The organism is Pseudomonas sp. B19(2017), assembly GCF_002113165.1.
Taxonomy (GTDB): Bacteria; Pseudomonadota; Gammaproteobacteria; order Pseudomonadales; family Pseudomonadaceae; genus Aquipseudomonas.
The window spans coordinates 138619-160761 of the sequence record NZ_NEJR01000012.1; the positions used below are offsets into that span (position 1 = coordinate 138619).

Here is a 22143-nt window from a genome sequence, read left to right on the forward strand (position 1 = left end):
AGGCCCTACTTCTTCTTGGCTTCTTTACGACGGACTACTTCGTCCGCGTAACGCACACCCTTGCCTTTGTAAGGCTCTGGCGGACGGAAGTCGCGGATTTCAGCGGCCACCTGACCCACCAGCTGCTTGTCGATACCCTTGATCAGGATGTCGGTCTGGCTTGGGGTTTCAGCGGTGATACCGGCTGGCAGTTCGTAGTCCACTGGGTGCGAGAAGCCCAGGGCCAGGTTCAGGACGGTGCCCTTGGCCTGTGCCTTGTAACCAACACCGACCAGCTGGAGCTTGCGCTCGAAGCCTTGGCTTACGCCCTGGACCATGTTGTTCACCAGAGCACGGGTGGTACCGGCCATGGCGCGAGCTTGCTGGTCACCGTTGCGAGCGACGAAACGCAGCTCGCCAGACTCTTCGGTAACTTCAACAGACGAGTGAACGTTCAGTTCGAGAGTGCCTTTGGCACCCTTCACCGAAAGCTGCTGGCCGGCGAATTTGACTTCGACGCCTGCTGGCAGCTTAACGGGGTTCTTAGCGACGCGAGACATGCCTATCTCCCCTTAGAACACTGTGCACAGAACTTCGCCGCCGACACCGGCAGCGCGTGCAGCGCGATCAGTCATCACACCTTTGTTGGTGGAGACGATAGACACGCCCAGACCGCCACGTACTTTCGGCAGTTCTGCGACGGACTTGTACTGGCGCAGGCCTGGACGGCTGGAGCGCTTCAGTTCCTCGATGACCGGACGGCCTTCGAAGTACTTCAGTTCGATCGACAGGGAAGGCTTGGCCTCACCAGTTACCTGGTAGCCGGCGATGTAACCTTCGTCTTTCAGAACTTTGGCAACCGCGACCTTCAGGGTGGAGGAAGGCATGCTTACGACGGACTTTTCAGCCATCTGGGCATTACGGATGCGAGTTAGCATGTCCGCTAACGGGTCCTGCATACTCATGGGCTAGATGCTCCTGATACAAGAATTATTAGCCTTGCGGCTATCACAACCACCCGAGCGGACAGGGCAAAAAACCCAGGCTCAGGTGAGCCGGTCATTCTAGACACAAGGCAGAAACGAAACAAGCCCCATATAGGGGCTTGTTTGTTGGCGAGGTCACCGGCGGTCGGAAGATTGCTCCCCTTCCGCCGGGGTCCAGCCTGCAGCGATTACCAGGAGGCCTTGACCAGACCTGGTACGTCACCGCGCATTGCAGCTTGACGCAGCATGTTACGGCCCAGGCCGAACTTACGGTATACACCGTGAGGACGACCGGTCAGGCGGCAACGGTTGCGCAGACGCGCGGCGCTGGCATCGCGTGGCTGCTTCTGCAGGGCGACAACGGCAGCGAAACGCTCTTCAGGAGAGGCGTTCAGGTTGACGATGGTCGCTTTCAGCTCGGCACGCTTTTTGGCGTACTTGGCTACCGTGAGCTGACGCTTCAGCTCGCGGTTTTTCATGCTCTTCTTGGCCATTTTCCTACTCCAATCAGTTGCGGAACGGGAACTTGAAAGCACGCAGCAGAGCGCGGCCTTCGTCGTCCGAACGAGCAGTGGTGGTCAGGGTGATGTCCAAACCGCGCAGAGCATCGATCTTGTCGTAGTCGATTTCCGGGAAGATGATCTGCTCTTTCACGCCCATGCTGTAGTTGCCACGGCCATCGAAGGACTTGGCATTCAGGCCGCGGAAGTCGCGAACCCGAGGCAGGGAGATCGCCAGCAGGCGGTCCAGGAATTCGTACATCTTGTCGCGACGCAGGGTCACCTTGACGCCGATCGGCCAGCCCTCACGGACTTTGAAGCCCGCGATGGATTTACGAGCGAAAGTCACGACCGGCTTTTGACCGGTGATCTTTTCCAGGTCGGCAACAGCGTGCTCGATGACTTTCTTGTCACCGATCGCTTCGCCCAGACCCATGTTCAGGGTGATCTTGGTAACGCGCGGAACTTCCATCACGTTCGACAGCTTAAGTTCTTCCTTAAGCTTAGGAGCGATTTCGTTCCGGTAAATCTCTTTCAGTCGTGCCATGGTCTTCTACCTAGCAGTGTTCAAGCATCAACCGCTTTTTGGGTCGACTTGAAGACACGAATTTTTTTACCGTCTTCTACTTTGAAACCAACGCGGTCAGCCTTGTTGGTTTCACCGTTGAAGATGGCAACGTTGGAAGCGTGCAGAGGCGCTTCTTTTTCGACGATACCGCCCTGTACGCCCGCCATCGGGTTAGGCTTGGTATGACGCTTGACCAGGTTCACACCACCAACAACCAGACGGTTGTCAGCCAGAACCTTCAGCACCTTACCGCGCTTACCTTTGTCTTTGCCGGCGATCACGATGATCTCGTCGTCACGACGAATCTTTTGCATGTCGGATCTCCTTACAGCACTTCAGGGGCGAGCGAGACGATCTTCATGAACTTCTCGGTACGAAGTTCACGGGTCACTGGCCCGAAGATGCGAGTGCCGATCGGCTCTTGCTTGTTGTTCAGCAGAACAGCAGCGTTGCCGTCGAAACGAATGATGGAACCGTCAGCGCGACGAACACCGTGACGGGTGCGCACGACAACAGCGGTCATCACTTGGCCTTTCTTGACCTTACCGCGCGGAATCGCTTCCTTCACGGTTACCTTGATGATGTCACCGATGCCAGCGTAACGGCGGTGCGAACCACCGAGTACCTTGATGCACATGACGCGACGAGCGCCGCTGTTATCGGCCACATCGAGCATGGATTGAGTCTGAATCATAAAATTTCTCCGACCCCTAGCCCTTAGACTTCAACAGCGCGTTCGAGGACTTCAACCAGTGCCCAGGACTTGGTCTTGGCCAGCGGACGGGTTTCACGGATGGAAACCTTGTCGCCGATCTTGCACTGGTTGGCTTCGTCGTGCGCGTGCAGCTTAGTCGAACGCTTAACGTATTTACCGTAGATCGGGTGCTTTACGCGACGCTCGATCAGAACGGTGATGGTCTTGTCCATTTTGTCGCTGACGACACGGCCAGTCAGCGTACGGACGGTTTTTTCAGCTTCAGCCATGATCACTTACCTGCCTGCTGGTTGAGCACAGTTTTCACGCGAGCGATGTCACGCTTAACTTGCGAGAGCAGGTGCGACTGCCCCAACTGGCCAGTTGCTTTCTGCATACGCAGATTGAACTGGTCGCGCAGCAAGCCGAGCAGTTGCTCATTCAGTTGCTGTGCCGATTTTTCACGAAGTTCATTCGCTTTCATCACATCACCGTCCGCTTAACAAAGGAGGTGGCGAGAGGCAGCTTTGCAGCAGCCAGGGCGAAAGCTTCGCGCGCCAGCTCTTCAGAAACACCCTCGATTTCATACAGGACTTTGCCTGGCTGAATCTGGGCAACCCAGTATTCCACGGAGCCCTTACCTTTACCCATACGAACCTCGAGAGGCTTCTTGGAGATCGGTTTGTCCGGGAACACACGGATCCAGATCTTGCCGCCACGTTTTACGTGACGGGTCAGCGCACGACGTGCGGACTCGATCTGGCGAGCGGTGAGGCGACCGCGAGCAACAGCTTTCAGGGCGAATTCGCCGAAGCTGACTTTGCTACCGCGCAGTGCCAGACCACGGTTGTGGCCAGTCATCTGCTTGCGGAATTTTGTACGCTTTGGTTGCAACATTTGGCGTACCCCTTACTTAGCAGCTTTTTTACGAGGCGCTGGTGCTTGTGGTTTCAGTTCTTCTTGGCGACCACCAATAACTTCGCCTTTGAAGATCCAAACCTTCACACCGATCACACCGTAGGTGGTGTGAGCTTCGTAGGTGTTGTAGTCGATATCGGCACGCAGGGTGTGCAGCGGCACACGACCTTCGCGATACCACTCGGTACGAGCAATCTCAGCACCGCCGAGACGACCGCTCACCTGGATCTTGATGCCCTTGGCACCAATACGCATGGCGTTCTGCACGGCGCGCTTCATGGCGCGACGGAACATTACGCGGCGTTCCAGCTGCTGAGCTACGCTCTGCGCAACCAGCATAGCGTCGAGTTCCGGCTTGCGGATCTCTTCGATGTTGATGTGCACAGGCACACCCATCTGCTTGGTCAGGTCCTGACGCAGCTTCTCGACATCTTCACCTTTCTTGCCGATAACGATACCGGGACGAGCGGTGTGGATGGTGATGCGTGCAGTTTGAGCCGGACGATGAATATCGATACGGCTTACGGACGCGCTTTTTAGTTTGTCTTGGAGGTACTCACGCGTTTTCAGATCCTTCAACAGGTAATCTGCGTAAGTAGCACCGTCTGCGTACCAGACGGAGGTGTGCTCCTTGACGATTCCCAGGCGAATGCCAGTGGGATGTACTTTCTGACCCATCTGATCGACTCCGTTACTTGTCCGCAACCTTGACAGTGATATGGCAAGACCGCTTGACGATGCGATCAGCACGGCCTTTGGCACGTGGCATGATGCGCTTCAGCGAACGCCCTTCGTTGACGAAGACGGTGGAGACCTTCAGGTCATCAACGTCTGCGCCTTCGTTGTGTTCGGCGTTGGCAACGGCCGACTCGAGGACTTTCTTCATGATTTCAGCGGCTTTTTTGCTGCTGAAGGCCAACAGGTTGAGCGCTTCGCCCACCTTCTTCCCGCGGATCTGGTCGGCGACCAAGCGGGCTTTCTGGGCGGAGATGCGAGCGCCCGACAACTTAGCGGCTACTTCCATTTCCTTACCCCTTAACGCTTGGCTTTCTTGTCAGCCACGTGCCCGCGGTAGGTGCGGGTACCGGCGAACTCGCCCAGTTTGTGGCCGACCATGTCTTCATTCACGAGAACTGGAACATGTTGACGACCGTTGTGTACCGCGATGGTCAGACCGACCATTTGTGGCAGGATCATCGAACGGCGCGACCAGGTTTTAACTGGCTTGCGATCGTTCTTCTCCACCGCCACTTCGACCTTCTTCAACAGGTGAAGATCGATAAAAGGACCTTTTTTCAGAGAACGTGGCACTGTCGTATCCCTCTAGTTACTTGCGACGACGGACGATCATGTTGTCGGTACGCTTATTACCACGGGTTTTAGCACCCTTGGTTGGGAAGCCCCATGGCGATACCGGATGACGACCACCGGAGGTACGACCTTCACCACCACCGTGTGGGTGGTCAACCGGGTTCATGGCAACACCACGAACGGTTGGGCGAACGCCGCGCCAGCGTTTGGCACCAGCTTTACCCAGCGAACGCAGGCTGTGCTCGGAGTTCGAGACTTCGCCCAGGGTCGCACGGCACTCAGCCAGGACTTTACGCATTTCACCAGAGCGCAGACGCAGGGTCACGTAGACACCTTCGCGAGCGATCAGCTGAGCCGAAGCACCAGCGGAACGTGCGATCTGTGCACCTTTACCCGGCTTCAGTTCGATGCCGTGAATGGTGCTACCTACTGGAATGTTGCGCAGCTGCAGGGAGTTACCGGCCTTGATTGGGGCCAGGGCACCTGCGATCAGCTGGTCGCCAGCGCTCACGCCTTTAGGGGCGATGATGTAGCGACGCTCACCGTCTGCGTAGCACAGCAGGGCGATGTGAGCAGTACGGTTCGGGTCGTATTCGATACGCTCGACAGTGGCTGGGATGCCATCTTTGTCGTTGCGACGGAAGTCGACCAGACGGTAATGCTGCTTGTGACCACCACCAACGTGACGAGTGGTAATGCGGCCATTGTTGTTACGACCACCAGACTTCGATTTCTTCTCGATCAGCGGTGCGTGAGGAGCGCCTTTGTGCAGCTCCTGGTTGACCACCTTGACCACGAAACGGCGGCCAGGGGAAGTCGGTTTGCATTTAACGATTGCCATGATGCACCCCTTCCTTACTCAGCACTGCTGCTGAAATCGAGATCTTGGCCTGGCTGAAGGGAGACGATCGCCTTCTTCCAGTCATTACGCTTGCCCAGACCACGTGCGGTACGCTTGGTTTTACCCAGAACGTTAACAGTCGACACGTTTTCAACTTTTACGTTGAACAGGCCTTCGACAGCTTTCTTGATTTCCAGCTTGGTTGCATCGGTAGCAACCTTGAATACGAACTGGCCTTTTTTCTCAGCCAGAACGGTAGCCTTCTCGGAAACGTGCGGGCCAAGGAGGACTTTGAATACGCGTTCCTGGTTCATCCCAGCAGCTCCTCGAATTTCTTCACGGCCGAGACAGTGATCAACACTTTCTCGTATGCGATCAGACTGACCGGGTCGGAACCTTGTACATCACGTACGTCGACGTGCGGCAGGTTGCGAGCAGCCAGGTACAGGTTCTGATCAACAGCGTCGGAAACGATCAGTACGTCGTTCAGACCCATGCCGTTCAGCTTGTTCAGCAGATCTTTGGTTTTCGGCGCTTCAACAGCGAAGTCCTGAACCACGACCAGACGGTCGCTACGCACCAGCTCAGCGAGGATGGAGCGCAGGGCTGCGCGGTACATCTTCTTGTTGAGCTTCTGCGAGTGATCTTGAGGGCGAGCTGCGAAGGTTACACCACCGCCACGCCAGATCGGACCACGAGTGGTACCAGCACGAGCGCGGCCAGTACCCTTCTGACGCCATGGGCGCTTACCGCCACCAGCCACGTCGGAACGGGTCTTCTGCTGCTTGGTGCCCTGACGGCCGCCGGCCATGTAGGCCACGACTGCTTGGTGTACCAGCGTCTCGTTGAATTCGCCACCGAAAGTCAGTTCGGAAACTTCGATCGCCTGAGCGTCATTTACATTGAGTTGCATGTCAGTTTCCCCTTAACCGCGAGCCTTGACAGCCGGACGTACAACCACGTCGCCGCCAGTAGCGCCTGGAACGGCACCCTTGACCAGCAGCAGGTTGCGTTCAGCGTCTACGCGAACAACTTCCAGGGACTGAACAGTCACGCGCTCGGCGCCCATGTGACCGGACATTTTCTTGCCCTTGAACACACGACCAGGAGTCTGGCACTGGCCGATGGAACCTGGGACACGGTGCGACACGGAGTTACCGTGGGTGTTGTCCTGGCCACGGAAGTTCCAGCGCTTGATGGTACCGGCGAAGCCTTTACCTTTGGACTGACCAGTAACGTCTACCAGCTGGCCTGCAGTGAAGAGTTCAGCTTTGATCAGATCGCCAGCCTGGAAATCGCCTTCTTCAAGACGGAACTCCCAGACACCGCGACCAGCGGCAACGTTGGCCTTGGCGAAGTGACCTGCCTGAGCGGCAGTCACACGCGAAGCACGACGCTCGCCGACAGTGACTTGCACTGCACGGTAGCCATCGGTTTCTTCAGTTTTGAACTGGGTGACGCGATTCGGCTCGATCTCGATGACCGTGACCGGAATGGAGACACCTTCTTCGGTGAAAATGCGGGTCATACCGCACTTGCGACCGATTACACCAATAGTCATGTTGTAAACCTCATGAGTGTACGGGGCTTTCACCCGCTATGGCCGCCCATTTCAGAGCGTTACACGACTAGACCGAAGTCTTAGCCGAGGCTGATCTGTACTTCCACACCTGCCGCCAGATCAAGCTTCATCAGCGCATCAACGGTTTTATCCGTTGGCTGGACGATGTCCAGAACGCGCTTATGAGTGCGGATCTCGTACTGGTCACGCGCGTCTTTGTTGACGTGCGGGGAAACCAGAACGGTGAAACGCTCTTTGCGGGTAGGCAGTGGAATTGGACCACGCACTTGTGCACCAGTACGTTTCGCGGTTTCCACGATTTCCTGGGTGGATTGGTCGATCAGGCGATGGTCGAAAGCCTTCAACCTGATACGGATTTGCTGATTTTGCATTGGATTTCAGACTCCAGGCTGTTCCCAACGGACGCACTACGCCCGCTAAAAGGAGGCGTGATTCTATAGACGCCCCCATTTAGTGTCAACCCAATAAAAAAAACCCCCGCTGAGCGGGGGTTTTTTCAATCGGTCGAGTGATTACTCGATGATTTTGGCCACGACGCCGGCGCCGACGGTACGACCGCCTTCACGGATAGCGAAGCGCAGACCGTCTTCCATTGCGATGGTCTTGATCAGGGTGACAGTCATCTGAATGTTGTCACCTGGCATTACCATTTCAACGCCTTCCGGCAGTTCGCAGTTACCGGTCACGTCAGTGGTACGGAAGTAGAACTGAGGACGGTAGCCTTTGAAGAACGGAGTGTGACGACCGCCTTCTTCCTTCGACAGAACGTAGACTTCTGCGGTGAACTTGGTGTGCGGCTTGACCGAACCTGGCTTGACCAGAACCTGGCCACGCTCAACGTCGTCACGCTTGGTACCACGCAGCAGAACGCCGCAGTTCTCGCCAGCACGGCCTTCGTCCAGCAGCTTGCGGAACATCTCAACACCGGTGCAGGTGGTGGTGGTGGTGTCACGCAGACCAACGATTTCCAGCGGATCCTGAACGCGGACGATACCACGCTCGATACGACCGGTTACAACGGTACCACGACCCGAGATCGAGAATACGTCTTCGATCGGCATCAGGAACGGCTGATCAACGGCACGAACTGGCTCAGGGATGTAGGCATCCAGAGTTTCTACCAGCTTCTTGACAGCGGTAGTACCCATTTCGTTGTCGTCTTTGCCTTCCAGGGCCATACGAGCCGAACCGATGATGATCGGGGTGTCGTCGCCTGGGAAGTCGTAGGTGGACAGCAGGTCGCGAACTTCCATCTCGACCAGTTCCAGCAGTTCAGCGTCGTCTACCAGGTCAGCCTTGTTCAGGAAGACCACGATGTACGGAACGCCTACCTGACGGGACAGCAGGATGTGCTCACGGGTTTGTGGCATCGGACCATCGGCGGCCGAGCAAACCAGGATCGCGCCGTCCATCTGGGCAGCACCGGTGATCATGTTCTTCACGTAGTCAGCGTGACCTGGGCAGTCAACGTGAGCGTAGTGACGAATGTTCGAGTTGTACTCGACGTGAGCGGTGTTGATGGTGATACCGCGCGCTTTTTCTTCCGGAGCCGAGTCGATCTTGTCGAACTCAACGACTGCCGAACCGAAAACTTCGGAGCAGACGCGAGTCAGAGCTGCGGTCAGAGTGGTCTTACCGTGGTCAACGTGGCCGATGGTGCCGACGTTAACGTGGGGAAGGGAACGATCAAATTTTTCTTTAGCCACGACAGTGAACCTCTTGCCTAAAGGGGATTAGCCTTGTTTTTTAACGAGTGCTTCGACGATGTTCGACGGAGCTTCGGCGTATTTGGAGAATTCCATGGAGTAGCTTGCGCGACCCTGAGACATGGAACGAACGTCGGTTGCGTAACCGAACATCTCTCCGAGCGGAACTTCAGCGCGGACGACACGGCCAGAGACCGACTCATCCATACCCTGGACCAGACCACGACGACGGTTCAGGTCACCCATCACGTCACCCAGGTAGTCTTCCGGGGTTACAACTTCGACCTTCATGATCGGCTCGAGAACCACGCCACCGCCCTTCTGGGCCAGTTGCTTGGTTGCCATCGAAGCAGCGATCTTGAACGCCATTTCGTTGGAGTCGACGTCGTGGTACGAACCGTCGAATACCGCGGCCTTCAGGCCGATCAGAGGATAACCGGCAACAACGCCGTTTTTCATCTGCTCTTCGATACCCTTCTGGATCGCAGGGATGTATTCCTTAGGAATTACACCACCAACGACTTCGTTGGAGAACACCAGACCTTCGGTGATGTTGCCCTTGTCGTCCGAATCCGGCTCCGAGAAACGGATCCAGCAGTGACCGAACTGACCACGACCGCCCGACTGACGAACGAACTTGCCTTCGATCTCGACGTTGGACTTGGTGATCTTCTCGCGGTACGAAACCTGCGGCTTGCCGATGTTGGCCTCGACGTTGAACTCGCGCTTCATGCGGTCAACGAGGATGTCCAGGTGCAGCTCACCCATACCGGAGATGATGGTCTGACCGGTTTCTTCATCGGTCTTGACGCGGAACGACGGGTCTTCCTGGGCCAGCTTGCCCAGTGCGATACCCATCTTCTCCTGGTCAGCCTTGGTTTTCGGCTCTACGGAGAGCGAAATCACAGGCTCAGGGAAGTCCATACGCTCGAGGATGATCGGCTTGTCGGCGTTGCACAGGGTGTCACCGGTGGTGACGTCCTTCATGCCGATCAGAGCAGCGATGTCGCCTGCACGTACTTCCTTGATTTCTTCACGCTGGTTGGCGTGCATCTGCACCATACGACCAACGCGCTCTTTCTTGCCCTTGACCGAGTTGATGACGGAGTCACCGGAGGTCAGGAAGCCCGAATAAACGCGGACGAAGGTCAGAGTACCAACGAACGGGTCGGTGGCAATCTTGAACGCCAGGGCCGAGAACGGCTCGTTGTCGTCAGCGTGACGCTCGTCGAACTGCTCAGGCTTGACTTCGTCCTTCGGCACGTCGATCAGGTCAGGGTGGATACCCTTGATCGCCGGGATTTCGGTCGGAGCAGGCAGGAAGTCGATAACGGCATCGAGAACCAGGGGAACGCCCTTGTTCTTGAACGACGAACCGCAGACAGCCGGAACGATCTCGCTGGCCAGGGTGCGCGCGCGCAGGCCTGCCTTGATCTCTTCGACGGTCAGCTCACCTTCTTCAAGGTACTTGTTCATCAGTTCTTCGTTGGCTTCGGCGGCGGCTTCAACCATGTTGTTGCGCCATTCGTTAGCCAGCTCGACCATATCCGCAGGAATTTCTTCCTCGCGGTAGGTGGTGCCCTTGTCGTCTTCGTTCCAGTAGATGGCTTTCATCTTGATCAGGTCGACCTGACCCTGGAAGTCGTCTTCCGCACCGATAGCCAGCTGGACCGGAACCGGGGTGTGACCCAGGCGGTTCTTGATCTGGCCGACAACGCGCAGGAAGTTGGCACCAGCACGGTCCATCTTGTTCACGTAGACAACACGTGGAACGCCGTACTTGTTGGCCTGACGCCATACGGTTTCGGACTGCGGCTCAACGCCGGAGGTACCGCAGAACACAACGACCGCGCCGTCGAGTACACGCAGCGAACGCTCTACTTCAATGGTGAAGTCAACGTGGCCGGGGGTATCGATGACGTTTACGCGGTAGTTGTCGTACTGACCACGGGAACCTTTCCAGAAGGTGGTAACGGCAGCGGAGGTAATGGTGATACCGCGCTCCTGCTCCTGCACCATCCAGTCGGTGGTCGCGGCGCCGTCGTGCACCTCGCCCATCTTGTGGCTCAGACCTGTGTAGAACAGGATCCGCTCGGTAGTGGTAGTCTTGCCCGCGTCAACGTGGGCGCAGATACCGATGTTACGGTAGCGGTTAATTGCTGTAGTACGAGCCATAAAGCCCTCGCAAAATGATTGATGCTTGAATTAGAAGCGGTAGTGCGAGAACGCTTTGTTGGCCTCGGCCATACGGTGCACGTCTTCACGCTTCTTGACTGCAGCACCCTTGCCTTCAGCAGCATCCAGCAGTTCGCCGGCCAGGCGCAGAGCCATCGACTTCTCGCCGCGCTTGCGGGCGTAGTCTACGAGCCAGCGCATTGCCAGAGCGTTACGACGGGATGGACGAACTTCAACCGGAACCTGGTAAGTGGCACCGCCGACACGACGGGACTTAACTTCGACCAGCGGAGCGATGGCGTCGAGAGCTTTCTCGAAGATTTCCAGGGGATCGCTGTTCTTGCGTGCTTTGACGGTATCCAGGGCACCGTAAACGATGCGCTCGGCTACGGCCTTCTTGCCGCTTTCCATCACGTGGTTCATGAACTTGGCGAGGATCTGGGATCCGTACTTCGGATCGTCCAGGATCTCACGTTTTGCTGCTACACGACGTCTTGGCATGATAAGCCCTCAAACGGTCTTCAGGTTAGCCCGGGACGTGGGTCTTCGACCCCTGCCCGACCTTACTCTTATCGACTCAAAAAAATGGATGTCTGCAAACGACCGATTACTTCGGACGCTTGGTACCGTACTTCGAACGACCCTGGTTACGGCCTTTAACGCCCGAAGTATCCAGAGAGCCGCGAACGGTGTGGTAACGAACACCTGGCAAGTCTTTTACACGGCCGCCACGGATCAGGACGACGCTGTGCTCTTGCAGGTTGTGGCCTTCACCGCCGATGTACGAGGAAACCTCGAAACCGTTGGTCAGACGCACACGGCATACTTTACGCAGTGCCGAGTTAGGTTTTTTCGGCGTGGTGGTGTACACACGGGTGCACACGCCACGACGCTGCGGGCAGTTCTGCAGCGCAGGAACGTCGGACTTCTCGACCGAACGCTTACGCGGCTGACGTACCAGCTGGTTGATAGTTGCCATCTACTAGCTCCACTGATTGTCTTGCGACTCTATTGTCTTGCAAGAAAGCCAAAAATTGGCGAGACGGAGCCTCACCAAATTTAAGGGTACAAAAGTCTAAAGAGGATCTTGCACCCAGTCAAGACAAGGCCCCGGCCCTCCCCGCCCGATCATCGGCAACATTTCATGTCGTCGATGACCGTCCGGGGCTTGCCGGGGCCCTGCCCTGTACTTAGTTACCGCTGGAATTCAGCGCTTCGGTCAGTGCGGCTTCCACCTCACTGGCGCTTACACGCAGCGGCTTGTCGGCATCACGGCGACGCTTGCGCTCGCTGTGGTAGGCCAGACCGGTACCGGCCGGGATCAGACGACCCACGACCACGTTCTCTTTCAGGCCGCGCAGGTAGTCGCGCTTGCCGGTTACCGCCGCTTCGGTCAGTACGCGGGTGGTTTCCTGGAAGGAAGCCGCGGAGATGAACGACTCGGTCGACAGCGACGCCTTGGTGATACCCAGCAGCACGCGGGTGAACTTGGAGACGAACTTGTCCTCGGCGGCGAGACGCTCGTTCTCTACCAGTACCTGGGTCAGTTCCATCTGGTCGCCCTTGATGAAGCTGGAATCGCCCGACTCGGAGATCTCGACCTTGCGCAGCATCTGACGCAGGATGGTCTCGATGTGCTTGTCGTTGATCTTTACGCCTTGCAGACGGTAAACGTCCTGGATCTCGTTGACGATGTACTTCGCCAGCGCGCTCACACCCAGCAGACGCAGGATGTCGTGCGGATCGCTCGGGCCGTCGGAGATAACTTCGCCGCGGTTTACCTGTTCGCCTTCGAAGACGTTCAGGTGGCGCCACTTCGGAATCAGCTCTTCATACGGATCGCTACCGTCGGTCGGGGTGATGACCAGACGACGCTTGCCCTTGGTTTCCTTACCGAACGCGATGGTGCCGCTGACTTCAGCCAGAATCGAGGCTTCTTTCGGGCGGCGCGCTTCGAACAGGTCGGCAACGCGCGGCAGACCACCGGTGATGTCACGGGTCTTCGACGTTTCTTGCGGGATACGCGCGATAACGTCACCTACACCGATCTGGGCACCGTCAGCCACGCCGACGAGGGCGTTGGCCGGCAGGAAGTACTGGGCAGGTACGTCGGTACCTGGCAGGTACAGGTCCTTGCCAGAAGCGTCGACCATCTTGATTGCCGGACGGATTTCCTTGCCAGCGGCAGGGCGATCCTTGACGTCCAGGACTTCGATGTTGGTCAAACCGGTCAATTCGTCGGTCTGACGCTTGATGGTGATGCCTTCTTCCATGCCCACGAAGGTCACGGTACCTTTCAGTTCGGTTACGATCGGGTGGGTGTGCGGGTCCCACTTGGCGACGATGGCGCCAGCTTCGACCTTGTCACCTTCCTTGACCGAAATCACCGCACCGTAAGGCAGCTTGTAGCGCTCACGCTCACGACCGAATTCGTCGGCAATGGCCAGTTCGCCCGAACGCGATACGGCAACCAGGTTGCCATCGGCACGCTCTACCTGCTTCAGGTTGTGCAGACGCACCATACCGCCGTTCTTCACCTGGACGCTGTCGGCAGCCGAGGTACGGCTAGCAGCACCACCGATGTGGAACGTACGCATGGTCAGCTGGGTACCTGGCTCACCGATCGACTGGGCAGCGATAACGCCGACAGCTTCACCGATGTTCACCTGGTGACCACGAGCCAGGTCGCGACCGTAGCACTTGGCGCAGATGCCGTAGCGGGTTTCGCAGTTGATCGGCGAACGCACGATCACTTCGTCGATGCTGTTCAGCTCGATGAACTCGACCCACTGCTCGTCTACCAGAGTACCGGCAGGAACAATGACGTCCTCGGTGCCTGGCTTGAACACGTCACGCGCGATGACGCGACCCAGTACGCGCTCACCCAGCGGCTCTACAACGTCGCCGCCTTCGATGTGCGGCGTCATCAGCAGGCCCTGGTCAGTGCCGCAGTCGATCTCGGTTACTACCAGATCCTGGGCAACGTCTACCAGACGACGAGTCAGGTAACCGGAGTTAGCGGTCTTCAGTGCGGTATCCGCCAGACCCTTACGAGCACCGTGAGTCGAGATGAAGTACTGGAGTACGCTCAGGCCTTCACGGAAGTTCGCGGTGATCGGCGTCTCGATGATCGAGCCGTCCGGCTTGGCCATCAGGCCACGCATACCGGCCAGCTGACGGATCTGGGCTGCCGAACCACGCGCACCGGAGTCAGCCATCATGTACATCGAGTTGAAGGACTCTTGCTCGACTTCCTTGCCTTCGCGGTCGATGACTTTCTCTTTCGAGAGGTTGGCCATCATCGCCTTGGACACTTCGTCGTTCGCCTTCGACCACAAGTCGATGACCTTGTTGTACTTCTCGCCCTGGGTTACCAGGCCGGAGGCGTACTGGCTCTCGATTTCCTTCACTTCGTCGGTAGCGTTACCGATGATGCGGGCTTTCTCGTCCGGGATAACGAAGTCGTTAACACCGATGGAAACGCCGGAAATGGTCGAGTAAGCAAAGCCGGTGTACATCAGCTGGTCAGCGAAGATAACGGTCTCTTTCAGACCAACCACGCGGTAGCACTGGTTGATCAGCTTGGAGATCGCCTTCTTCTTCATTGGCTGGTTGACCACGTCGTACGGCAGGCCTGCCGGTACAACCTGGAACAGCAGCGCACGGCCGACGGTAGTGTCGACAATGCGGGTGTTCTTGACCACGGAACCGTCACGCTCTTTCACGGTTTCGTTGATACGAACCTTGATTTTCGCGTGCAGGGCAGCCTCGCCGGCGCGGAATACGCGGTCGACTTCCTGCAGGTCGGCGAATACGCGACCTTCGCCCTTGGCGTTGATGGCTTCACGGGTCATGTAGTACAGACCCAGTACCACGTCCTGCGACGGAACGATGATTGGCTCACCGTTGGCTGGCGACAGGATGTTGTTGGTCGACATCATCAGCGCGCGCGCTTCGAGCTGGGCTTCCAGCGTCAGCGGCACGTGAACGGCCATCTGGTCACCGTCGAAGTCGGCGTTGTACGCGGCACAGACCAGCGGGTGCAGCTGGATAGCCTTACCTTCGATCAGAACCGGTTCAAAGGCCTGGATACCCAGACGGTGCAGGGTCGGTGCACGGTTGAGCAGCACGGGGTGTTCGCGGATCACCTCGGCGAGCACGTCCCAAACCTCTGGCAGCTCGCGCTCGACCATCTTCTTGGCAGCCTTGATGGTGGTCGCCAGACCACGCATTTCCAGCTTGCCGAAAATGAACGGCTTGAACAGCTCGAGGGCCATCTTCTTCGGCAGACCGCACTGGTGCAGACGCAGGGTCGGGCCTACGGTAATTACCGAACGGCCGGAGTAGTCCACACGCTTACCGAGCAGGTTCTGACGGAAGCGACCTTGCTTACCTTTGATCATGTCGGCCAGGGACTTCAGCGGACGCTTGTTCGAGCCAGTGATGGCGCGACCGCGACGACCGTTGTCCAGCAGGGCGTCGACCGCTTCCTGCAGCATGCGCTTTTCGTTGCGCACGATGATGTCCGGCGCCGACAGATCCAGCAGGCGCTTCAGACGGTTGTTACGGTTGATCACCCGACGATACAGGTCGTTCAGGTCGGAGGTCGCGAAGCGGCCGCCATCCAGCGGAACCAGCGGACGCAGGTCCGGCGGCAGCACTGGCAGGACGGTCAGGACCATCCACTCAGGCAGGTTGCCCGAGCCCTGGAACGCTTCCATCAGCTTCAGGCGCTTGGACAGCTTCTTGATCTTGGTTTCCGAGTTGGTCTGCGGAATTTCTTCGCGCAGGCGACCGATCTCGTGCTCCAGGTCGATAGCGTGCAGCAGCTCGCGGACAGCCTCGGCACCCATGCGGGCGTCGAAGTCGTCACCGAACTCTTCCAGCGCTTCGAAGTACTGCTCGTCGTTCAGCAGCTGGCCCTTTTCCAGGGTGGTCATGCCCGGGTCGATAACGACGTAGCTCTCGAAGTAGAGCACGCGCTCGATGTCACGCAGGGTCATGTCCATCAGCAGGCCGATACGGGACGGCAGCGACTTCAGGAACCAGATGTGGGCAACCGGCGAGGCCAGTTCGATGTGCGCCATGCGCTCACGACGAACCTTGGCCAGGGCAACTTCAACGCCGCACTTCTCGCAGATAACACCGCGGTGCTTGAGGCGCTTGTACTTGCCGCACAGGCACTCGTAGTCCTTGACTGGGCCAAAGATCTTGGCGCAGAACAGGCCGTCACGCTCAGGCTTGAACGTACGGTAGTTGATGGTTTCCGGCTTCTTAACTTCACCGAACGACCACGAACGGATCATTTCAGGCGACGCCAGACCGATGCGGATGGCGTCGAACTCTTCGACTTGACCCTGGTTTTTCAGCAAATTCAGTAGGTCTTTCAAGGCCTTTCCTCCTGGCGGAGCAGGGAGCGGGCATTACCTGCCCCACTCCCCTTCGCGTCACGTGTTATTCGGTTTCCAGATCGATATCGATACCGAGCGAACGGATCTCTTTGATCAACACGTTGAAGGACTCGGGCATGCCCGGCTCCATACGGTGATCGCCATCCACGATGTTCTTGTACATCTTGGTACGGCCGTTCACGTCGTCCGACTTCACTGTGAGCATTTCTTGCAGGGTGTATGCCGCGCCGTATGCTTCCAGCGCCCACACTTCCATCTCCCCGAAACGCTGACCACCGAACTGCGCCTTACCACCCAGCGGCTGCTGGGTAACCAGGCTGTAGGAACCAGTGGAACGCGCGTGCATCTTGTCGTCCACCAAGTGGTTCAGCTTGAGCATGTACATGTAACCAACGGTCACAGGACGCTCGAACTTGTTGCCGGTACGGCCATCGAACAGCACCATCTGGCCGCTCTCTGGCAGGTCGGCCAACTTCAGCATGGCCTTGATCTCGCGCTCCTTGGCACCGTCGAAGACCGGGGTAGCCATTGGCACGCCCTTCTTCAGGTTGTGGGCCAGGGCCAGGATCTCTTCGTCGGTGAACTCGTCGAGGTTTTCCTGACGACCGCCGATCTCGTTGTAGACCTCGGTCAGGAACACGCGCAGCTCAGCGGCCTTGCGCTGCTCTTCGATCATGCGGTCGATCTTCTCGCCCAGCCCCTTGGCCGCAAGGCCCAGGTGGGTTTCGAGGATCTGACCAACGTTCATACGCGAAGGTACGCCCAGCGGGTTCAGTACGACGTCGACCGGAGTACCGTTGGCGTCGTGCGGCATGTCTTCAACCGGCATGATGACCGAGACAACACCCTTGTTACCGTGACGACCGGCCATCTTGTCACCCGGCTGGATGCGACGGCGGATTGCCAGGTAGACCTTGACGATCTTCAGTACGCCCGGTGCCAGGTCATCACCCTGCTGCAGCTTGCGCTTCTTGTCTTCGAACTTGTCGTCCAGCAGACGGCGACGATCGACGATGTACTGCTGAGCCTTTTCCAGCTGCTCGTTCAGTGCATCTTCAGCCATGCGCAGTTTGAACCACTGGCCGTGCTCCAGACCGTCCAGCACTTCGTCAGTGATCACGGTGCCTTTCTTCAGGCCCGCGCCACCGTCGACCACCTGGCCGTTCAGGGCGGAACGCAGACGTTCGAAGGTTGCACCTTCGACGATGCGGAACTCTTCGTTGAGGTCCTTGCGGATCTCGTCCAGCTGCATCTTCTCGATGGCCAGGGCGCGGCTGTCGCGCTCGACGCCATCACGGGTGAAGACCTGTACGTCGATGACGGTACCCTTGGTGCCGGTCGGCACGCGCAGAGAGGTGTCCTTAACGTCGCTGGCCTTCTCACCGAAGATCGCGCGCAGCAGTTTTTCTTCCGGAGTCAGCTGGGTTTCGCCTTTTGGCGTAACCTTGCCGACCAGGATGTCGCCAGCGCCGACTTCGGCACCCACGTAGACGATACCGGCTTCGTCCAGCTTGTTCAGTGCGGCTTCACCCACGTTCGGGATGTCCGCAGTGATTTCCTCTGGGCCAAGCTTGGTGTCACGCGCCACACAGGTCAGTTCCTGAATGTGGATGGTGGTGAAACGGTCTTCCTGGACCACACGCTCGGACAGGCAGATGGAGTCTTCGAAGTTGAAGCCGTTCCACGCCATGAACGCGATGCGCATGTTCTGACCCAGTGCCAGTTCACCCATGTCGGTGGACGGGCCGTCGGCCATGATATCGCCACGCTGAACCTTGTCACCCTTGCTCACCAGCGGACGCTGGTTGATGCAGGTGTTCTGGTTCGAACGGGTGTACTTGGTCAGGTTGTAGATATCCACACCTGCTTCGCCGGTTTCCACTTCGTCGTCGGCAACGCGAACAACGATACGGCTGGCATCGACCGAATCGATCACACCACCGCGGCGAGCAACCACGCAAACACCGGAGTCACGGGCAACGTTGCGCTCCATGCCGGTACCTACCAGCGGCTTGTCGGCACGCAGGGTCGGCACAGCCTGACGCTGCATGTTCGAACCCATCAACGCACGGTTGGCGTCGTCGTGCTCGAGGAACGGAATCAGCGACGCAGCGACCGAAACAACCTGCTTCGGCGAAACGTCCATCAGGGTGACGTCTTCCGGCGCCTTGACGGTGAATTCGTTCAGGTGACGAACAGCTACCAGCTCATCGATCAGCTGCTTCTTCTCGTTCATCGCGGCCGAAGCCTGGGCGATGACGTGATCCGCTTCTTCAATGGCCGACAGGAACACGATGTCGTCGCTGACCACGCCTTCCTTCACCACGCGATACGGGCTTTCCAGGAAGCCGTACTGGTTGGTGCGGGCATAAGCTGCCAGGGAGTTGATCAGACCGATGTTCGGACCTTCAGGGGTCTCGATCGGGCACACGCGGCCATAGTGGGTCGGGTGTACGTCACGGACTTCGAAGCCGGCACGCTCACGGGTCAGACCGCCTGGGCCGAGTGCGGAGACGCGGCGCTTGTGGGTGATCTCGGAGAGCGGGTTGTTCTGGTCCATGAACTGGGACAGCTGGCTGGAGCCGAAGAACTCTTTCACCGCCGCCGCAACCGGCTTGGCGTTGATCAGGTCTTGAGGCATCAGGCCTTCGCTTTCCGCCATCGACAGGCGTTCCTTGACCGCGCGCTCGACGCGCACCAGGCCAACGCGGAACTGGTTCTCGGCCATCTCGCCGACGCAACGTACGCGACGGTTACCCAGGTGGTCGATGTCGTCGACGATGCCTTTGCCGTTACGGATGTCGACCAGGGTCTTCAGAACCTCGACGATATCTTCCTTGCTCAGCACGCCCGAACCTTCGATCTCGGTACGACCGATACGACGGTTGAACTTCATGCGGCCAACGGCGGACAGGTCGTAACGCTCGGCGCTGAAGAACAGGTTGTTGAACAGCGTCTCGGCAGCATCCTTGGTTGGCGGCTCGCCAGGACGCATCATGCGGTAGATCTCGACCAGCGCTTCCAGCTGGTTGCTGGTGGTGTCGATCTTCAGGGTGTCGGAGATGAACGGACCGCAATCGATGTCGTTGGTGTACAGGGTCTCGATACGGACGACCTGTGCCTTGGCGACCTTGATCAGCAGTTCGGTGGTCATCTCGGTGTTGCATTCGGCCAGGATCTCGCCGGTAGCCGGATGCACGATGGCCTTGGCGGTAGTGCGGCCCAGGACGTATTCCATAGGAACGTCCAGCTGCTTGACGCCGGCCTTCTCGAGCTGGTTGATATGGCGCGCGGTAATACGGCGGCCCTGCTCGACGATGACTTTGCCGGTTTCGTCATGGATATCCATGACCGCAACCTCACCACGCAGACGCTGCGGCACCAGTTCCAGGCTGAGTTTCTCGCCGGAAATGTGGAAGACGTTGGTGGTGTAGAAGGTGTTCAGCACTTCTTCAGTGCTGTAACCCAGGGCACGCAACAGCACCGAGGCCGGCAGTTTGCGGCGACGGTCGATACGTACGAACACGCAGTCTTTCGGGTCGAACTCGAAGTCCAGCCAGGAACCGCGGTAAGGGATGATGCGAGCGGAGTACAGCAGCTTGCCGGAGCTGTGAGTCTTGCCACGGTCGTGGTCAAAGAACACACCAGGCGAACGGTGCAGCTGGGAAACGATCACACGCTCGGTACCGTTGATAACGAAGGTACCGTTCTCAGTCATCAGGGGGATTTCACCCATGTAGACTTCTTGCTCTTTGATGTCCTTGATCGCTTTGTTCGACGATTCCTTGTCGAAGATGATCAGGCGCACCTTGACCCGCAGTGGGACCGCGAAGGTCACGCCACGCAGGACACATTCCTTCACATCGAAGGCGGGTTCGCCCAGGCGATAGCCTACGTACTCCAGGGCAGCATTGCCGGAGTAGCTGATGATCGGAAATACCGATTTGAAGGCCGCGTGCAGGCCGACGTCGCGGAACTGATCCTTGGATGCTCCCGCTTGCAGGAATTCGCGATACGAATCCAGCTGGATGGCCAGGAGGTAAGGCACATCCATGACGTCCGGCAACTTGCTAAAGTCCTTGCGGATACGTTTTTTCTCAGTGTATGAGTAAGCCATCAGCGTTCCCCAGCTTGGTCACCTGCTTGTTTGGCTTCTCCCGGCGGGAGCAGCCAGAAAATCGTGCAAACCCCTTGGTTTGCGCCACCCACATGGGTGTCTTGCAGCTTGTTATCGGGGCCGGCCTGACCGGCCACCAATAACGGAAAAAGGCCGGTGGCATAAGCCACCAGCCATCAGCCCTTCGCTCAACGCTCGGACTGGAGTCGCAAGGTCGAGATTACTTCAGCTCGACTTTAGCGCCAGCTTCTTCCAGCTTCTTCTTCGCGTCTTCAGCGGCTTCTTTCGAAACGCCTTCAGCGATAACCTGAGGAGCGCCGTCGACTTTCTCTTTGGCTTCTTTCAGGCCCAGACCGGTCAGTTCACGAACGGCCTTGATCACGTTTACTTTCTTGTCGCCAGCTTCGGTCAGAACGACGTTGAACTCGGTCTGCTCTTCAACAACGGCAGCAGCAGCAGCTGGGCCAGCAGCGGCAACAGCAGCGGTAACGCCGAAGGTTTCTTCCATAGCTTTGATCAGCTCAACAACTTCCAGAACGGTTTTCTGGCCGATTGCTTCGATGATTTGTTCGTTAGTCAGAGACATGACTTAAATCCTGTATTGGGGTGACAGCCTACGCAGCCATCAAATTAAACGTATGATTTTGAAAGAGTTCGCACGCCTTAGGCGGCGGTAGCTTCTTTCTGGTCGCGAATGGCTGCCAGAGTACGAGCCAGCTTGCTGGTGGCGCCTTGAATAACGCTCATCAGTTTTGCGATAGCTTCGTCGCGGGTCGGCAGGGTAGCCAACACGTCGATCTGGTTCGCTGCAATGAAATTGCCGTCAAACGCAGCTGCCTTGATCTCGAACTTGTCCTGACCCTTGGCAAACTCTTTGAACAGACGAGCGGCAGCGCCCGGGTGTTCGTTGGAGAAAGCAATCAGGGTCGGGCCTTTGAACGCGTCGTTGAGGATCGAAAATTCGGTGCCTTCAACAGCGCGCTTGAGCAGGGTGTTACGTACGACACGTACGTAAACGCCAGCCTCGCGGGCCTCTTTACGGAGTCCGGTCATTGCGCTTACAGTCACACCACGGGCATCAGCCACGACAGCGGACAGAGCGACTTTGGCAGCCTCGTTGACTTCAGCGACGATGGCCTTCTTGTCTTCGAGTTTAATTGCCACGGGTTTACTCCTGGTTTTTACCGTTTCATCTGGCCGAAGCCGGATGTCGTTTTGGTGTCTGATTCGGTAACGAATCGGGAGCACCATCTGCGTGGGCTGGAATTTTAAGGCTTGCGCCGCCTACGGTCTTGGATAGCCCCCGCCAGGCAGGGACCCCAATTTTTGCTGGTGGCGCGACAGGTCGCGCCACC

At 57.8% G+C, this 22143-nt stretch carries 25 protein-coding genes; all 25 read right to left on the reverse strand.

What is annotated here, in order from left to right; all coding sequences use genetic code 11:
* Positions 1 to 5: 5 nt before the first annotated feature.
* Positions 6 to 539, reverse strand: coding sequence for a 50S ribosomal protein L6 (gene rplF / locus CAF70_RS17450; protein WP_009681972.1), 534 nt, complete (start codon positions 537 to 539; stop codon positions 6 to 8).
* 12 nt (positions 540 to 551) lie between these two features.
* A complete protein-coding gene (gene rpsH / locus CAF70_RS17455) occupies positions 552 to 944 on the reverse strand; it encodes a 30S ribosomal protein S8 (protein WP_009681971.1) in 393 nt (130 codons plus the stop codon).
* A gap of 209 nt (positions 945 to 1153) precedes the next feature.
* Positions 1154 to 1459 carry a 30S ribosomal protein S14 gene (rpsN, locus tag CAF70_RS17460; RefSeq protein WP_009397499.1) on the reverse strand — a complete coding sequence of 102 codons (306 nt, stop codon included), beginning with the start codon at positions 1457 to 1459 and terminating at the stop codon, positions 1154 to 1156.
* 13 nt (positions 1460 to 1472) lie between these two features.
* A complete protein-coding gene (gene rplE, locus CAF70_RS17465) occupies positions 1473 to 2012 on the reverse strand; it encodes a 50S ribosomal protein L5 (RefSeq protein ID WP_003257095.1) in 540 nt (179 codons plus the stop codon).
* A 20-nt stretch (positions 2013 to 2032) separates the two neighbouring features.
* Positions 2033 to 2347, reverse strand: a complete 315-nt coding sequence (gene rplX, locus CAF70_RS17470; RefSeq protein ID WP_013970637.1) for a 50S ribosomal protein L24 — start codon at positions 2345 to 2347, stop codon at positions 2033 to 2035.
* An 11-nt stretch (positions 2348 to 2358) separates the two neighbouring features.
* Positions 2359 to 2727, reverse strand: coding sequence for a 50S ribosomal protein L14 (gene rplN / locus CAF70_RS17475; RefSeq protein WP_002555479.1), 369 nt, complete (start codon positions 2725 to 2727; stop codon positions 2359 to 2361).
* 23 nt (positions 2728 to 2750) lie between these two features.
* Entirely contained in the window at positions 2751 to 3017 is a 267-nt protein-coding gene (gene rpsQ / locus CAF70_RS17480; RefSeq protein WP_003255478.1) for a 30S ribosomal protein S17, read from the reverse strand.
* Between the two features lie 2 nt (positions 3018 to 3019).
* Positions 3020 to 3211: a 50S ribosomal protein L29 gene (gene rpmC, locus CAF70_RS17485; RefSeq protein ID WP_002555481.1), complete on the reverse strand. Its 192-nt coding sequence runs from the start codon at positions 3209 to 3211 to the stop codon at positions 3020 to 3022.
* A complete protein-coding gene (gene rplP, locus CAF70_RS17490; RefSeq protein WP_003255479.1) occupies positions 3211 to 3624 on the reverse strand; it encodes a 50S ribosomal protein L16 in 414 nt (137 codons plus the stop codon). The genes rpmC and rplP overlap by 1 nt, the downstream gene beginning before the upstream one ends.
* Positions 3625 to 3636: 12 nt before the next feature.
* Positions 3637 to 4323, reverse strand: a complete 687-nt coding sequence (gene rpsC / locus CAF70_RS17495; protein WP_003255481.1) for a 30S ribosomal protein S3 — start codon at positions 4321 to 4323, stop codon at positions 3637 to 3639.
* Positions 4324 to 4336: 13 nt separating this feature from the next.
* Positions 4337 to 4669: a 50S ribosomal protein L22 gene (gene rplV / locus CAF70_RS17500; RefSeq protein WP_003103908.1), complete on the reverse strand. Its 333-nt coding sequence runs from the start codon at positions 4667 to 4669 to the stop codon at positions 4337 to 4339.
* Between the two features lie 11 nt (positions 4670 to 4680).
* Positions 4681 to 4956 (reverse strand): 30S ribosomal protein S19, encoded by a 276-nt coding sequence (rpsS, locus tag CAF70_RS17505; protein ID WP_003255482.1) that lies wholly within the window; start codon positions 4954 to 4956, stop codon positions 4681 to 4683.
* A 16-nt stretch (positions 4957 to 4972) separates the two neighbouring features.
* Positions 4973 to 5797 carry a 50S ribosomal protein L2 gene (gene rplB, locus CAF70_RS17510; protein WP_015268750.1) on the reverse strand — a complete coding sequence of 275 codons (825 nt, stop codon included), beginning with the start codon at positions 5795 to 5797 and terminating at the stop codon, positions 4973 to 4975.
* A gap of 14 nt (positions 5798 to 5811) precedes the next feature.
* A complete protein-coding gene (gene rplW / locus CAF70_RS17515; RefSeq protein WP_003255484.1) occupies positions 5812 to 6111 on the reverse strand; it encodes a 50S ribosomal protein L23 in 300 nt (99 codons plus the stop codon).
* A complete protein-coding gene (gene rplD / locus CAF70_RS17520) occupies positions 6108 to 6710 on the reverse strand; it encodes a 50S ribosomal protein L4 (protein WP_008089819.1) in 603 nt (200 codons plus the stop codon). Before rplD ends, rplW begins: the two co-directional genes overlap by 4 nt.
* A 12-nt stretch (positions 6711 to 6722) precedes the next feature.
* Positions 6723 to 7358 (reverse strand): 50S ribosomal protein L3, encoded by a 636-nt coding sequence (gene rplC / locus CAF70_RS17525; protein ID WP_003257089.1) that lies wholly within the window; start codon positions 7356 to 7358, stop codon positions 6723 to 6725.
* Between the two features lie 80 nt (positions 7359 to 7438).
* Positions 7439 to 7750, reverse strand: coding sequence for a 30S ribosomal protein S10 (rpsJ, locus tag CAF70_RS17530; RefSeq protein ID WP_003186070.1), 312 nt, complete (start codon positions 7748 to 7750; stop codon positions 7439 to 7441).
* 141 nt (positions 7751 to 7891) lie between these two features.
* Entirely contained in the window at positions 7892 to 9085 is a 1194-nt protein-coding gene (tuf, locus tag CAF70_RS17535; protein ID WP_013970626.1) for an elongation factor Tu, read from the reverse strand.
* 27 nt (positions 9086 to 9112) lie between these two features.
* Positions 9113 to 11260 carry an elongation factor G gene (gene fusA, locus CAF70_RS17540; RefSeq protein ID WP_085626167.1) on the reverse strand — a complete coding sequence of 716 codons (2148 nt, stop codon included), beginning with the start codon at positions 11258 to 11260 and terminating at the stop codon, positions 9113 to 9115.
* 30 nt (positions 11261 to 11290) lie between these two features.
* Entirely contained in the window at positions 11291 to 11761 is a 471-nt protein-coding gene (gene rpsG, locus CAF70_RS17545; protein WP_003246741.1) for a 30S ribosomal protein S7, read from the reverse strand.
* A gap of 106 nt (positions 11762 to 11867) precedes the next feature.
* Positions 11868 to 12239 (reverse strand): 30S ribosomal protein S12, encoded by a 372-nt coding sequence (rpsL, locus tag CAF70_RS17550; RefSeq protein ID WP_003255492.1) that lies wholly within the window; start codon positions 12237 to 12239, stop codon positions 11868 to 11870.
* Positions 12240 to 12450: 211 nt separating this feature from the next.
* Positions 12451 to 16650: a DNA-directed RNA polymerase subunit beta' gene (gene rpoC / locus CAF70_RS17555; RefSeq protein ID WP_085626168.1), complete on the reverse strand. Its 4200-nt coding sequence runs from the start codon at positions 16648 to 16650 to the stop codon at positions 12451 to 12453.
* A 64-nt stretch (positions 16651 to 16714) separates the two neighbouring features.
* Complete coding sequence (rpoB, locus tag CAF70_RS17560) at positions 16715 to 20788, reverse strand: DNA-directed RNA polymerase subunit beta (RefSeq protein WP_013970631.1); 4074 nt, start codon at positions 20786 to 20788, stop codon at positions 16715 to 16717.
* A gap of 220 nt (positions 20789 to 21008) precedes the next feature.
* The gene (gene rplL, locus CAF70_RS17565) at positions 21009 to 21374 is read right to left on the reverse strand and encodes a 50S ribosomal protein L7/L12 (protein ID WP_085626169.1); all 366 of its coding nucleotides are present in this window, start codon (positions 21372 to 21374) and stop codon (positions 21009 to 21011) included.
* Positions 21375 to 21451: 77 nt separating this feature from the next.
* Positions 21452 to 21952: a 50S ribosomal protein L10 gene (gene rplJ, locus CAF70_RS17570; protein ID WP_016715872.1), complete on the reverse strand. Its 501-nt coding sequence runs from the start codon at positions 21950 to 21952 to the stop codon at positions 21452 to 21454.
* Positions 21953 to 22143 lie beyond the last annotated feature (191 nt).

Excerpts from the sequence above, each read along its gene's own strand:
- rplD (WP_008089819.1), bottom strand. The coding sequence starts at position 6,710 with ATGCAACTCAATGTAAATGACGCTCAGGCGATCGAAGTTTCCGAACTG.
- rpsQ (WP_003255478.1), bottom strand. The coding sequence starts at position 3,017 with ATGGCTGAAGCTGAAAAAACCGTCCGTACGCTGACTGGCCGTGTCGTC.
- rpsH (WP_009681971.1), bottom strand. The coding sequence starts at position 944 with ATGAGTATGCAGGACCCGTTAGCGGACATGCTAACTCGCATCCGTAAT.
- rpsL (WP_003255492.1), bottom strand. The coding sequence starts at position 12,239 with ATGGCAACTATCAACCAGCTGGTACGTCAGCCGCGTAAGCGTTCGGTC.
- rplE (WP_003257095.1), bottom strand. The coding sequence starts at position 2,012 with ATGGCACGACTGAAAGAGATTTACCGGAACGAAATCGCTCCTAAGCTT.
- rpsN (WP_009397499.1), bottom strand. The coding sequence starts at position 1,459 with ATGGCCAAGAAGAGCATGAAAAACCGCGAGCTGAAGCGTCAGCTCACG.
- rpsC (WP_003255481.1), bottom strand. The coding sequence starts at position 4,323 with ATGGGTCAGAAAGTACATCCCACTGGCATTCGCCTGGGAATCGTCAAG.
- rplB (WP_015268750.1), bottom strand. The coding sequence starts at position 5,797 with ATGGCAATCGTTAAATGCAAACCGACTTCCCCTGGCCGCCGTTTCGTG.
- rplW (WP_003255484.1), bottom strand. The coding sequence starts at position 6,111 with ATGAACCAGGAACGCGTATTCAAAGTCCTCCTTGGCCCGCACGTTTCC.
- rplL (WP_085626169.1), bottom strand. The coding sequence starts at position 21,374 with ATGTCTCTGACTAACGAACAAATCATCGAAGCAATCGGCCAGAAAACC.
- rplC (WP_003257089.1), bottom strand. The coding sequence starts at position 7,358 with ATGACTATTGGTGTAATCGGTCGCAAGTGCGGTATGACCCGCATTTTC.
- rplV (WP_003103908.1), bottom strand. The coding sequence starts at position 4,669 with ATGGAAGTAGCCGCTAAGTTGTCGGGCGCTCGCATCTCCGCCCAGAAA.
- rpoB (WP_013970631.1), bottom strand. The coding sequence starts at position 20,788 with ATGGCTTACTCATACACTGAGAAAAAACGTATCCGCAAGGACTTTAGC.
- rpmC (WP_002555481.1), bottom strand. The coding sequence starts at position 3,211 with ATGAAAGCGAATGAACTTCGTGAAAAATCGGCACAGCAACTGAATGAG.
- rpsJ (WP_003186070.1), bottom strand. The coding sequence starts at position 7,750 with ATGCAAAATCAGCAAATCCGTATCAGGTTGAAGGCTTTCGACCATCGC.
- rplP (WP_003255479.1), bottom strand. The coding sequence starts at position 3,624 with ATGTTGCAACCAAAGCGTACAAAATTCCGCAAGCAGATGACTGGCCAC.
- rplX (WP_013970637.1), bottom strand. The coding sequence starts at position 2,347 with ATGCAAAAGATTCGTCGTGACGACGAGATCATCGTGATCGCCGGCAAA.
- rplN (WP_002555479.1), bottom strand. The coding sequence starts at position 2,727 with ATGATTCAGACTCAATCCATGCTCGATGTGGCCGATAACAGCGGCGCT.
- rpsG (WP_003246741.1), bottom strand. The coding sequence starts at position 11,761 with ATGCCAAGACGTCGTGTAGCAGCAAAACGTGAGATCCTGGACGATCCG.
- fusA (WP_085626167.1), bottom strand. The coding sequence starts at position 11,260 with ATGGCTCGTACTACAGCAATTAACCGCTACCGTAACATCGGTATCTGC.
- rplF (WP_009681972.1), bottom strand. The coding sequence starts at position 539 with ATGTCTCGCGTCGCTAAGAACCCCGTTAAGCTGCCAGCAGGCGTCGAA.